Below are 12,404 nucleotides of genomic sequence, written 5' to 3' on the forward strand. Positions count from 1 at the left end.
TTTCGCCCGATGCCCGGCGCAGTCTTGTCGCCGACTTCTTCTTCGGTGGATGGCGTCGCATGCCGGTCTGGACGATCCCCCTGGCCTATACAGTCACCAGCATGGCCATGGCCCAGATCGTGCCGCGGCTCGAACGCGCCTTCCTGTGGGACCTGCAGACCGGCCTGGCGCTGGATTCGGCGCTGACGGCGCTTGCGGCCGTGGCTTCCGGCATGATGGCGCTGACCGGCATCGTGTTCTCGATCGCCTTCGTGATGGTGCAGTTCAGCGCCATCTCCTACTCGCCGCGGCTGGCGACGCGCTTTGCCCGCGATCCCCTGCTGTACCACGCGCTCGGCATCTTCTTCGCGACCTTCACCTATTCGCTGGCTGCCATCGTGTGGTCCGGCCGCGACGGGACAGGCCATGTGCCGGTGCTCTCGGTGGCCATCGCCGGCGCGCTGCTCGCCGCCAGCATGTGCGTCGTCGCCCTGCTGGTGCAGCGCCTGCGCGACCTGCAGATCGGCCAGACGTTGCGCTTCGTGGGAAACAACGGGCGCGCGGTGATCGCGCAGACCTTCGCCGCGCGCCCGGAACACACCCGCGGCGTGCTGCCGGCCGGGCCACCGGAGCCGGAGAAGCAGCTGCTCCGCTTCGCCGGCGCACCGATCTACGTCATGCACTTCGATACCGCCGCGCTGGTGGCGCTGGCGCGCCGCGCGCGTGCGACGATCATCGCGGATTGCGCGGTGGGCGACATGCTGATGGACGGAACGGTGATGCTGCGCGTCCATGGCGGCGCCGAGATCCCGGAAGCCGAGCTGCGCCGCGCCATCCATCTCGGTCCGGAGCGCACCTTCCTGCAGGATCCGAAATTCCCGATCCGCCTTCTGGTGGACATTGCCATCAAGGCGCTGTCGCCGGCCATCAACGACCCGACCACGGCGGTACAGGCGCTCGACGAGATCGAGGATCTGCTGCGGCGGCTCGCGGTGCAGGATCTGGATATCGGGCGCATCACGGATGGCGACGGCGCGCTGCGCCTGGTGCTGCCCACGCCTGGCTGGCAGGACTACCTGTCGCTGGCCTTCGATGAGATCCGCATGTTCGGCATGACCTCGATCCAGGTGATGCGGCGGCTGCGCGTGGCGCTGCTGCGCCTGGCGGAATTGCTGGAGGGGCAGGACAGGGCGGCGGAAGTGCTTCGCTACCTCCAGCACATCGATGCGGCGATCGAACGCTCCGCGCTGGACGAGCATGACCGCGCCTCGGCCAGGCAGGAGGACCCGCAGGGCCTCGGGCTCGCGCGGTAGCGCGACGCCCGCCCGCGGTCAGCCGGCCGCAGATGCGGGCCCGGCGCCGCGGGCCGCCAGGTGCGGGGAGGTCAGCCGCGGCGTGCCGCGACGATCGCGGCGACGTCGATCTTCGTCATCGTCATCATGGCTTCGAAGGCGCGCCTTGCTTCCTCCCCGCCGGCCGCCATGGCGTCCATCAGGACCCGCGGCGTGATCTGCCAGGAAATTCCCCACCGATCCCTGCACCAGCCGCACGCGTGTTCCTCGCCGCCATGGCCGATGATGGCATTCCAGTAGCGGTCGGTCTCCGCCTGGTCGTCCGTCGCGATCTGGAAGGAGAAGGCCTCGTTGTGCCGGATGGCGGGACCGCCGTTCAGGCCAAGGCACGGCAGTCCCGCAACCGTGAACTCGACCATCAACACGTCGCCCTTCTTGCCGGACGGGTAGTCACTGGGGGCATGATGAACGGCATGGACCGCACTGTCGGGGAAGACCCCGGCGTAGAAGCGGGCGGCCGCCTCGGCTTCCTTGTCGTACCAAAGACAAATCGTATTCTTGGCCATGGCACCTGCATTTCGTTTCGGGGTGATTCCTGGTCTTGTCGGACCGTCCGGCATCCCGCGACTTGGGGTGTCATAGCAACGGCACGAGTCATTGACACGTGCCGAGGCCGCGAAGGCGGCCCGCCGGTAGTCCGGCGAAAGCCAAGCAAACGGGAGGTTTGCGCCCGGCGTCTGAGGGCACGCCGAAGCCGATGCCAACGGTCGAAGAATTCGGCCGTTGGTATCAGCCGCGATTTTTCATCGGGCAGGCCGCGGCCCCGCCCGGGTCATGGCGAAGACCGGTCATGCTGGATGCCGCTACCCATGGCTGATGCCCGCCCGCAGCCGGGCGAAGCCAAGCAGCCCGATGCCGGCGCCCGGCATCGGGACTGCCGCGCCACGCCGCGGCGGCGCTGGGCAGCGTCACGAGAGCAGGATCCATTCGCTCTGGCTCGCGCCTCCTGCTCCATGCCTGTGCTTGGTCGTGTGACTCACGCCTCCGGTGAGACCACCTGCGGCGATCACGCTTCAGGTTCCCGGTACGCCCTTCGATGTCGAATACTCGAAATGCAGAGCCTCTCCGGGGAAAACCCGCGGATGGATCGCATGCGCGGCCATCGCCGCCTCGCTGAACCCCTGCAGGATCAGCTTCAGCTTGCCTGGATAGGTGGCGATGTCGCCGATGGCGAATACCCCGTCCACGTTCGTCGCGCAGGTCGCCGGTTCCACAGCGATATGGTTGCGGTCCAGCCCCAGCCCCCATTCCGCGATCGGGCCGAGTTCCATCGACAACCCGAAGAAGGCCAACAGGTGGTCGGCCGGGATGTCGCGTTCCTCGCCCTTCAGCGTCGCGATGGTCACCGCCTCCAGCCGTGTCCCGTCCCCCTTCAGCCCATGCAGCTGGTAGGGGATGGCCATCTCCACCTCTCCCTTCGCCGCCGCCGCGTCCAACTGCGCCGCGGTCTCGGGGGCGGCGCGGAATTTCGGCCGGCGATGCACCACCGTCACCTTGGCCGCCACATCTTTCAGCGACAGCGCCCAGTCCACCGCGGAGTCGCCGCCGCCGGCGATCACCACGCGCTTGCCGCGCATCTCCTCCCGCCGGGAGACCATGTAGCGAACGCCGCCCGACGCCTCATACCCCGGCAGCCCGTCCAGCGGCGGCCGGTTCGGCCCGAAGGCGCCGGCCCCGGCGGCGATGATCACCGCCTTGCAGCGCACCGCATCGCCCGCCGAGGTGCCGAGGATGATCGTCTCCCCCTCCCGCACCAGCGTCTCGACCCGGCGCCCGAGCAGGAACACCGGCGCGAAGGGCCCGATCTGCGTCTCCAGGTGCCCGATCAGATCCGCGGCGGCGATCGCCGGATGCGCCGGGATGTCGTAGATCGGCTTTTCCGGATACAACGCAGTGCACTGCCCGCCCACCGCTTCCAGCGCGTCGATCACGACGCTTTTCATGCGCAGCATGCCGCATTCGAACACCGCGAACAGCCCGACAGGCCCCGCGCCGATGATCGCGACATCCGTATCGATGACGGCCGTCATGGCCACTCCCCCGAAACCCGGCCCGCGTGATAGACGGGCTGGGCCGATCATCATAGTCGCGCCGTCGCCGGCGCCCCCCGCATGCCCCGGACCGTGACGCTGGACCTCAAGGACCTCTCCGCCACCCACGCCCTTGCCGTGCGCCTCGCCGGGCTGCTGCGGGCCGGCGATGCCGTGCTGCTGGACGGTCCGCTTGGGGCGGGGAAGTCCGAATTCGCCCGCGCCGTGCTGCGGGCGGCCGCCGGGGACCCGGGGCTGGAAGTGCCGAGCCCGACCTTCACCCTGGTGCAGTCCTACGACCTGCCGGCCGGCATCGCGCATCACTACGATCTCTATCGGCTGGACGGGCCGGCGGGGCTCGACGAACTCGGCTGGGACGAAGCGTTGGAAGGGATCGTGCTGGTGGAATGGCCGGATCGGCTGGGCGCGCTGGCACCCGCCGGCGCCCTGCGCATCTCGTTGGAACCGGGCCAGGCGGAAGACGCCCGCATCGCCCGCCTGGCAGGCTGGGACGACCGGCTGAAGGCGCTGGCGGCATGAGGGACGCGGCCGCCTTCCTGCGCCAGGCCGGCTTCGCCGGGGCGGCACGGGAGCCGCTGCCGGCGGATGCTTCACTGCGGACCTACACAAGGCTGCGTGGCGGCCCGCGCCCCGCCCTGCTGATGGACGCGCCGCCGCCCGAGGATGTCCGACCTTTCCTGGCCGTCGCCCGCCACATCGCCGGGCTGGGCCTGTCGGCGCCGGACATCGTCGCGGCCGATGAAGACCAGGGCTTCCTCGTCATCGAGGATTTCGGCGAAGCCACGCATGCCGCGCTGCTCGATGCCGGGGCGGACCCGCTGCCGCTCTACCTCGAAGCCGCCGAGGCGCTGGCCGCGCTGCACGCCGCCCCGCCGCCCGCCACCCTGCCGGCCTGGGACCCGGCGACCATGGCGCGCGCCACCGCGGCGACCTTCATGGACTGGTGGTGGCCGGCGGCGATGGGCGCGGCGCCCGATGCCGCGACGCGCGCCGCCTGCGACGCCGCGATCCGCGCGATGCTCGCCCCCTTCGGCGCGGCGGGCGGCTTCGTGCATCGCGACTTCTTCCCGGCGAACCTGATGCGCCTGGATGGCCGCACCGGTCCGCGACGCACCGGATTGCTGGATTTCCAGGACGCCGCCATCGGGCATCCGGCCTATGACCTGGTCTCGCTGGTCGAGGATGCGCGGCGCGACGTGGCGCCGGACGTGAAGCGGGCGGCAATCGCGCGCTATCTCGAAGCGCGCGGCGCCATCGACCGCGACGCCTTCGCCGCCGCCATGGCGGCCTGCGCGGCGCAGCGGCATCTGCGCGTCGCGGCGCTGTGGGTGCGGCTGGACCGGCGCGACGGCAAGCCGCATTACCTGGCCCATGGTCCGCGCTGCTGGCGGCTGCTGGACCAGGCACTGGCCCACCCCGCGACGCGCCCGCTGCGCGACTTCCTCGATGCGCGCGTGCCGCCGGCACTGCGCCGCAACCCCATGACCGTGACGGAGCCCGCATGATCGCCCTGACCCACGCCATGGTGCTAGCCGCCGGATTGGGCACGCGCATGCGCCCGCTGACCGACGATCGGCCGAAACCGCTGCTGGAACTGGATGGGCGCTCGCTGCTCGACCACGCGCTGGACCGGTTGCAGGCGGAAGGCGTCGGCCAGGCGGTGGTCAACGCCCATTGGTTCGGCGATCAGATCGAGGCCGCCATGGCGCGCCGCGCCGATCCGCGCATCATCCTGCAGAAGGAGGACGCGCTGCTGGAGACCGGCGGCGGCGTGACGATGGCATTGCCGAACCTCGGCGACGCGCCCTTCGCCGTGGTCAATGGCGACGCCTTCTGGCTGGATGGCCCGACGCCCGCCCTGAAGCGCCTGGCCGCCGCCTTCGACCCGGCTGAGATGGACGCGCTGCTGCTGATGGTGCGCACCACCCAGGTGGAAGGCGTGGTGGGCAAGGGCGATTTCCTGATCGACCCGATCGGGCGGATGCGCCGGCCGAAGGAACGGGAGATCGCGCCGTATCTCTATGCGGGGGTGCAGATCCTGTCCCCGGCGCTGTTTGCCGGGGCGCCGGACGGCGCCTTCAGCCTGAACCGGCTGTATGACCGCGCCATCGAGACTGGCCGGCTCTACGGGCTGGTGCACGACGGGGTGTGGTTCCACCTCTCGACGCCCGAGGATCTGCATCAGGCGGAGGAAACGCTGCGCGCGGGGCTGGCGCGCGCGCTGTTCTGATGGGCGGCGGCGGGCGCGCATCAGGGAGGGCGCTGCCCTCCCCGAACCCCACCCGCCAAAGGCTTAAGGCCTTTGGGAACCTTCACTTGGTGCCGGGCATGATGGACAGCACCAGCGCCCTGGCCCGTTCCCGTGCCCGGCATGACGTTGTCCGATCATCCCTTCCCTGCCGGCCCGACGCCGAGTTGAGGTTTCCAAAGGCCTTAAGCCTTTGGTGGGGGAGGTCCGGAGGGGGCAAAGCCCCCTCCGCCCTCCTGCGCCCCGCCACACCATCATCCTGCGCCCCGGGCGCCGCCCCATGAACCTCTACGCCATCCCTCCCTCGGCGCCTTTCCTCGAAACCCTCGCCGCCGGCCTGCTCGCCCGCCTGCCCTCCGACGAGCCCGAGGCCCTGGCCCGCGCCACCCTGCTGCTGCCCACCCGCCGCGCCGCGCGCGGCCTGCGGGAAGCCTTCCTGCGTGCTGCCGGGGGCCGCGCCCTGCTGCTGCCGCGCATGCGCGCCCTGGCTGGCCTGTCCACCGAGGAAGCGGACGAACTCGCCCTGCCCGACCTGCTCGACCTGCCGCCGGCGGTCGCGCCGCTGACGCGACAGGCGGTGCTGGCGGCCATGGCGCAGCGCATCCCGCGCCGGCATGGCGGGCCGGCGACGCCTGAGCAGGCCTGGCTGCTGGCCGGCGAACTGGCGCGGCTGTTCGACGAGATCGCGCTCGAGGAACGCGACCTCGACATGCTGGAACATGCCGCGGCCGAGGATTTCGCCGAGGCCTGGCTGGCGCGGCTCGAAGGGTTGGTGCCGGACCGGCACGCCGCGCATTGGCAGATCACCACCACGGTGCTGCGCGCAGCCGCGATCGACTGGAACCGCTGGCTGACCGAACGCGGCCTGCTGGATATCGGCGCGCGGCGGGTAAAGGCGCTGGCGGCGCAGGCGGCGGCCTGGCGCGACGCACCGCCGGAACACCCGACCGTCGCGGCGGGCATCGGCGCCGGCGGCACCATCCCGGCGGCGGCGGAATTGCTGCGCGTGCTCGCTGCTGCGCCGCACGGCGCGGTGGTGCTGCAAGGGCTGCCCGAACCGATGGCTGCCACGCTGTGGGAGGCGGTGCGCCAGGCGCCGACCCACCCCTTGGCCGGCCAGGCGCGCCTGCTGGCCGCCATGGGGGCGGTGCCGGCGGATCTGCGCCCATGGCACGACCCGGCGCCGGTGGGTGCCGCGCCGGATCGCACCGTGCTGCTGGGCCGGGCGCTGACCCCGGCCGAGGGCTTGCCGGCCTGGACCGAGCGCGATCCGTCGCGCTGGTCGGCGGCGCTGACCGGCCTGTCGCGGCTGGTCGCCGCCGACGCCCAGCAGGAAGCCGCCGCCATCGCGCTGCTGCTGCGCGAGAGCATCGAGACGCCCGGCCACCGCGCCGCGCTCATCACCCCCGACCGCGACCTGGCGCGGCGCGTCTCGGCGGAATTGTCACGCCACGGCATCACCGCCGATGATTCGGCCGGCGAGCCGCTGGCCGAAACCCCAGCGGCGGCCTTCCTGCGGCTGGTCGGGCGGATGGTGGCGGAAGGCTTTGCGCCGGTACCGCTGCTGGCGGTGCTGAAGCACCCGCTATGCGCCGGCGGGATGGACCGCACCGCCTGGGTGGTGGCGGCGCGGCGGATGGAACGCGCCGCGCTGCGCGGGCCCCGCCCGGCGCCAGGGCTGGCGGGGCTGCGTGCCTCGGTGGCGGCATCGAAGGCGGGCGCGCTGGATGAGGTGGCGCGGCTGCTCGATGCGCTGGACGGCGCGTTGGGCGGCTTCACGACCTTGCCGGATGCGTCCGCCCTGCCAGCGGCCGACCTGCTGCGCGCGCATCTGGCCGCCGCCGAGGCGCTGGCCGCCACGCCGGACCTGCCGGGCGGGCTGCGGCTGTATGCCGGGGAGGAAGGCGAGCCCCTCGCCCGACACCTGCATGACCTGACCGAGGCGCTGCCAAGCCTGCCGCCCATCGCGCCCGCCGACTGGCCGGATCTGTTCGAGGCGGCGCTGGCCGGCCCGGTCGCCCCTTCCCTGCGTGCGACGCGCGGGCGCGGCGATGCGGCGCATCCACGCATCGCCATCCTCGGCCTGCTGGAAGCGCGGCTGCAATCCTTCGACCGGGTGGTGCTCGGCGCGCTGGAGGAGACTGCCTGGCCCCAGGCAACCGACCCGGGCCCCTGGATGTCCCGCCCGATGCGCGCCGCCTTCGGCCTGCCGGAACCCGAGGCACGGATTGGCCGGGTCGCCGCGGATTTCCTGTTCGCGGCCGCCACGGCACCGCAGGCCATTCTGTCATCGGCGGCACGGCGCGGCGGGTCACCCACCGTGCCGGCGCGCTGGCTGGTGCGGCTGGATATTTTTCTGGCGGGGCAGGATGGGCTGGTGCTGCCAGCCTCGCCCGCCGCCGCCTGGGCTGCCGCCCTGGACGCGCCGGACGCCCCCATGCCCATCCCGCGGCCCGCCCCCGCACCCCCGCCGGCTTTGCGGCCGCGCCGGCTGACCGTGTCAGACGCCGCGCTGCTGATCGCTGATCCCTACGCTTTCTATGCCAAGCGCGTGCTGCGCCTGAACCCGCTCAAGGATCTCGAGGAGGAGGTCGGCGCCATCGACTACGGCATGTTGGTGCATGCAGCGATGGCCGGCTTCCTGCGCGGCATCGGCACCGGCTGGCCAGGCCAGCCCGCCGCCGAGGCTGCCTGGGCGCGCGCCAGCGCGGCCGCCCTCGACGCCTATCGCGACCGGCCCGGCATCCTCGCCTTCTGGATGCCGCGGCTGGCGAATATCGGCGGCTTCGTGCTGGAGGAGGAAGCGCGGCTGCGAGCGCCCGGCCCGCTCCAGGCTTGCCTGGTGGAGGTTGCCGGCACCGCACAGCTTCGGCTGCCCGGCGGGGACATCGAGATCGAGGCCCGCGCCGACCGGCTGGACCAGTTGCCTGACGGCGGCTGGCGCGTCGTGGACTACAAGACCGGCTCGGTGCCGAGGATGAAGGACCTCGCCGCCGGCGGTGCGCCGCAATTGCCGATCGAGGCCTGGCTGCTGGAACAGGGCGCCTTCGCCGGCAGCGAGGGCGGGGTTGTCACCGACCTGCTCTACTGGCGGCTGACCGGCGGCGAACAGGCGGGGGAGGTGAAGGGGCTGGGCGCGGCCGCCGAGGACGGCACGCCCTTCGCCGCCCTGGCCCGCGACAGGCTGGTGGATCTGGCGGAGAAATGGCTGCTGGGTGCCGCACCCTTCGCATCGCGCCCGCATCCGGCGCGCAGCGCGGCGGGTGGAGACTATGACCACCTGGCGCGGATCGAGGAATGGTCGGCGGGAACGCCGGAAGGCAACGGTTGACCGGCGCCGGACGGATGGGCGGGACGCTGTTCCACCGGAGCGACGGAGCACCCGCGCGCCGCCACGCCCGCCAAGGCCGTGGCGCGCTGTCGCGACGCGATTGGACTGCCTGTCGCGATACAGGCCCGTCAGGCGGTGGCCCAGCCGCCTAGAGCATGCTGCGTTCGCATGCGCTCACGCCACATGCTCCAGCCCATTGTTTTGAGGGCATCTTCACGCGTCCAGATGATTCCATCCGAACGCGATCTGCTCTATGGCAACTTGCTGGTGCCCGCGGCGCGCAGGATGCCCTGTGGCCTTGCGGCCTTCTCGGCAATGCCCGAGATACCCTGGCGGCGTGCCAGCTCGCCCCAGACTTCCTGCGGGCGGATCCCGGCGTCCACCCAGACGACCATCAGGTGATACAGCAGGTCGGCACTTTCCAGCACGGTCGCGTCACGGTTGCCGGTGGCCGCTTCGATGACGCACTCCACCGCCTCCTCGCCCAGCTTCTGGGCGACCTTGGCGGTGCCGCGGGCGAGCAGCCGGGCAGAATGGGAGATCATGGCGTCGCCCGACTGCCGGCGGTCTTCCACCACCTGCCACAGGCGGTCGAGGATGGCGGCTTCCGCGCCCTCGATGGCCGGGGCAAGCGGGGCCAGAAGGCGCCTTTCCGCCTTGCGCAGCACCTTCGGCAACTTGGCCTTGGTGGCGGCGCGCGTCTTCTTCGGCACGGCCGCCGGCAAGGGCAGCTTGGACTTCTTGGCCGCCGGGGCCTTGGCGGGCGTTTTCCTGGCCGAGACCTTCTTGGTCGTCGGCTTCTTCTTGGTCGCCTTGGCGGCCTTGGCCATCAGCCGGCCCTCCTGCTGGATGGGGCGTGGCGCACCGGCAGGCCGGCCGCGGCAAGTGCCGCCTTGGCATCGGCGATGCTAAAGGCCCCGTAGTGAAAGACGGACGCCGCCAGCAGGCCGGTGGCCCCGGCCTTCGCACCATCCACGAAATGCTCCGGCGCCCCGACGCCACCCGAGGCGACGATAGGCAGGCGGATGGCGGCGCGCACCGCGCGCGTCAGCGGCAGGTCGAACCCCTGCTTGGTGCCGTCGCGATCCATCGAGGTCAGCAGGATCTCCCCCGCGCCGAGGGATTCCACGCGCTGCGCCCAGGCCACGGCGTCGATGCCGATGCTGCGGCGGCCGCCATGGGTGAAGACTTCCCAGCCCTCGCCGGTTTCACGCTTGCGTGCGTCGATGGCGACAACGATCGCCTGGCTGCCGAAGGCCTCGGCGCAGCGGCGCACCACGTCGGGGTCGGCGATGGCTGCCGAATTGATCGAGACCTTGTCGGCGCCGGCCAGCAGCAGGCGGCGGGCATCGTCCACGCTGCGCACGCCGCCGCCGACGGTCAGCGGGATGAAGACCTCGGCGGCGGTGCGGGAGACGACGTCGAGGATGGTGTCGCGGTTCTCGTGGCTGGCGGTGATGTCGAGGAAGGTGACCTCGTCCGCGCCCTCCGCGTCATAGGCGCGGGCCTGCTCCACCGGGTCCCCGGCGTCGCGCAATTCGACGAAGTTCACGCCCTTCACGACGCGACCGTCCTTCACATCGAGGCAGGGGATGACGCGCAGCGCAAGCACAGTGGCGGATGACCTTTCGATTTGTCGGTAAATCGGCGCCTGTGACAGGCGACACTTCCAACGGAAGCGAGTGCGGCGGAATGATGGGTCAGGTCAAGTGATGCGATGCGGGCGGAAGGACAAGGCTGATGCGCGGGATCGGCGTGCTGGAGGATGGCTTCGTCTTCACCGAGGAGGAATTGGAGCGCGGGACGCACCGCTTCTGGTGGGGGCTGCGCAAACGGGCGGCGTATGATCGGGCGCTGGCGCGGCGCGGGATGTCGCGGCGCGAGCGGGATGATGACGACGAAGGGTCGTCCTCATCAGGCAGTGACGACCGGGACCGCGGATCGTCGGGCAGCGTGGCGGCCGCGGCGGTGCTGCTCTCGGAAGCGAACGAGAAGAAGACCGAGGGCGGCTCCTCCTGGTCGTCATGGTTCAGCGGCGGGTCGGACGGCGGAGGCGGGTCGTCCGACGGCGGCAGCGGCGGCGGTTCCTCGGACAGCGGGAGCAGTTCCTCCGACAGCGGCGGCAGCAGCAGCAGCTCGGAGTAGGTCGTCCCGCGCGTCAGTTCTTGGCCGCGTCCGGCTTCTCGAGCCCAAGGATGCGGTCGAGGCTGAGCGGCCCGGCGCCGGCTGTCATCAGGTAGAGGAAGCAGAAGCAGAACAGCACCGCGAGGTTGCCACCGTTGCGGGCCGGCAGGATATCGCGCGGGACATGGATCCAGAACACCGCGACGGCCATGTAGCCGGCGAGGATGAAGGCCGCCGGCCGGGTGAACAGGCCGAGGACGAGCAGCACGCCGCCCGCGGTTTCCATGATGCCGGAGAACAGGATCTGGCCGGGGAAGACGGCGCCGGCCGGGGCCGCCATGGGGAAGCCGGTCAGCTTGCTGAGGCCGAATTGCAGGAAGACCAGCCCGACCATGATGCGGAGCAGGCTGAGCATGACGGGCTGGAAGAAGCCGAAGAGGCTTGCGAGGCGGGACATGGGCGCTCCTTGCTGGACGCAGGCGCCTCCTCGGGGCTGGGCGCCCGAAGCCTGTCCGACCGCCCGTGAACCCCGGCACGCGCCGCGGGAATCAAACCATGCGGTGAATTGTTCCGCCAGTGGGTCTCAGCCAGCCGCGGAGAGCGCCGCCCCAGGGTCGATCCGGCCGTCATAGAGGGCGCGGCCGATGATCGCGCCCTCTATCCCCGCCTGGGCGTCGCGCAGGGCGACGAGGTCCTCGACACCGGCGACGCCGCCGGAGGCGATGACCGGCAGCGACACCGCCCGCGCCAGCGCCGCCGTCGCTTCCACATTCACCCCGCCCAGCATCCCATCCCGCGCGATGTCGGTGTAGATCACCGCCGCCGCGCCGGCGCCTTCGAAGCGCCGGGCCAGGTCGGTCGCGGAGACATCGGAGGTCTCCGCCCAGCCTTCCGTCGCCACCATCCCGTCCCGCGCATCGATGCCGAGTGCGACACGCCCCGGGTACGCACGGCATGCCGCGCGCGCGAAATCCGGGTCCTTCACCGCCGCGCTGCCCAGGATGATCCGCGTCACGCCCGCCGCCAGCCAGGCTTCCGCCACCGCCATGGTGCGGATGCCGCCGCCAAGCTGCACACGCGCGCCCGGCACGGCGGCCAGGATGCCGCGCACTGCCTCGGCATTCGCGGGCTTGCCCGCGAAGGCGCCGTCCAGGTCCACCACATGCACCCAAGTGAAGCCGGCCGCGATGAAGGATGCCGCCTGCGCACCGGGGTCGTCGGCATAGACCGTCGCCTGGTCCATTTCCCCGCGCTTGAGGCGGACCACCTGCCCGCCCTTCAGGTCGATGGCGGGATACAGCGTCAATGTCATGGTCGAA

General features: G+C 71.5%; 12 protein-coding genes. 6 read left to right on the plus strand and 6 right to left on the minus strand.

The window, feature by feature from the left end; all coding sequences use genetic code 11:
* Positions 1-59: 59 nt before the first annotated feature.
* Positions 60-1,292: a DUF2254 domain-containing protein gene (locus AAFN86_RS04865; RefSeq protein WP_347542095.1), complete on the plus strand. Its 1,233-nt coding sequence runs from the start codon at positions 60-62 to the stop codon at positions 1,290-1,292.
* 71 nt (positions 1,293-1,363) lie between these two features.
* Here AAFN86_RS04865 and AAFN86_RS04870 read toward each other — a convergent pair whose 3' ends face one another.
* Positions 1,364-1,837, minus strand: coding sequence for a VOC family protein (locus AAFN86_RS04870; RefSeq protein ID WP_347542096.1), 474 nt, complete (start codon positions 1,835-1,837; stop codon positions 1,364-1,366).
* A 507-nt stretch (positions 1,838-2,344) separates the two neighbouring features.
* Entirely contained in the window at positions 2,345-3,361 is a 1,017-nt protein-coding gene (locus AAFN86_RS04875; RefSeq protein WP_347542097.1) for an NAD(P)/FAD-dependent oxidoreductase, read from the minus strand.
* 81 nt (positions 3,362-3,442) lie between these two features.
* On the opposite strand from AAFN86_RS04875, the gene tsaE reads away from it, so the two are divergent.
* The 4 genes from tsaE to addB all read left to right on the plus strand — a co-directional run bounded on the left by tsaE (position 3,443) and on the right by addB (position 8,961).
* Positions 3,443-3,901 (plus strand): tRNA (adenosine(37)-N6)-threonylcarbamoyltransferase complex ATPase subunit type 1 TsaE, encoded by a 459-nt coding sequence (gene tsaE / locus AAFN86_RS04880; RefSeq protein WP_347542098.1) that lies wholly within the window; start codon positions 3,443-3,445, stop codon positions 3,899-3,901.
* The gene (locus tag AAFN86_RS04885; protein ID WP_347542099.1) at positions 3,898-4,887 is read left to right on the plus strand and encodes a phosphotransferase; all 990 of its coding nucleotides are present in this window, start codon (positions 3,898-3,900) and stop codon (positions 4,885-4,887) included. Before tsaE ends, AAFN86_RS04885 begins: the two co-directional genes overlap by 4 nt.
* Complete coding sequence (locus AAFN86_RS04890) at positions 4,884-5,612, plus strand: nucleotidyltransferase family protein (RefSeq protein WP_347542100.1); 729 nt, start codon at positions 4,884-4,886, stop codon at positions 5,610-5,612. Before AAFN86_RS04885 ends, AAFN86_RS04890 begins: the two co-directional genes overlap by 4 nt.
* Positions 5,613-5,910: 298 nt before the next feature.
* Positions 5,911-8,961: a double-strand break repair protein AddB gene (addB, locus tag AAFN86_RS04895; RefSeq protein WP_347542101.1), complete on the plus strand. Its 3,051-nt coding sequence runs from the start codon at positions 5,911-5,913 to the stop codon at positions 8,959-8,961.
* Between the two features lie 251 nt (positions 8,962-9,212).
* Here the strand turns inward: addB and AAFN86_RS04900 are convergent, their stop codons facing one another.
* Both AAFN86_RS04900 and hisF read right to left on the minus strand, forming a co-directional pair.
* Positions 9,213-9,791 carry a phosphoribosyl-ATP diphosphatase gene (locus AAFN86_RS04900; protein WP_347542102.1) on the minus strand — a complete coding sequence of 193 codons (579 nt, stop codon included), beginning with the start codon at positions 9,789-9,791 and terminating at the stop codon, positions 9,213-9,215.
* Positions 9,791-10,573: an imidazole glycerol phosphate synthase subunit HisF gene (gene hisF, locus AAFN86_RS04905; RefSeq protein WP_347542103.1), complete on the minus strand. Its 783-nt coding sequence runs from the start codon at positions 10,571-10,573 to the stop codon at positions 9,791-9,793. The genes AAFN86_RS04900 and hisF overlap by 1 nt, the downstream gene beginning before the upstream one ends.
* 128 nt (positions 10,574-10,701) lie before the next feature.
* Here hisF and AAFN86_RS04910 point away from each other — a divergent pair, with 128 nt between their 5' ends.
* Complete coding sequence (locus tag AAFN86_RS04910; protein WP_347542104.1) at positions 10,702-11,106, plus strand: hypothetical protein; 405 nt, start codon at positions 10,702-10,704, stop codon at positions 11,104-11,106.
* 13 nt (positions 11,107-11,119) lie between these two features.
* Here the strand turns inward: AAFN86_RS04910 and AAFN86_RS04915 are convergent, their stop codons facing one another.
* Both AAFN86_RS04915 and hisA read right to left on the minus strand, forming a co-directional pair.
* Complete coding sequence (locus AAFN86_RS04915; RefSeq protein ID WP_347542105.1) at positions 11,120-11,542, minus strand: DoxX family protein; 423 nt, start codon at positions 11,540-11,542, stop codon at positions 11,120-11,122.
* A gap of 126 nt (positions 11,543-11,668) precedes the next feature.
* Positions 11,669-12,397 carry a 1-(5-phosphoribosyl)-5-[(5-phosphoribosylamino)methylideneamino]imidazole-4-carboxamide isomerase gene (hisA, locus tag AAFN86_RS04920; RefSeq protein WP_347542106.1) on the minus strand — a complete coding sequence of 243 codons (729 nt, stop codon included), beginning with the start codon at positions 12,395-12,397 and terminating at the stop codon, positions 11,669-11,671.
* Positions 12,398-12,404: the final 7 nt, after the last annotated feature.

Origin of the sequence: Roseomonas sp. CAU 1739, assembly GCF_039839775.1 — a bacterium.
Classification (GTDB): domain Bacteria; phylum Pseudomonadota; class Alphaproteobacteria; order Acetobacterales; family Acetobacteraceae; genus Neoroseomonas.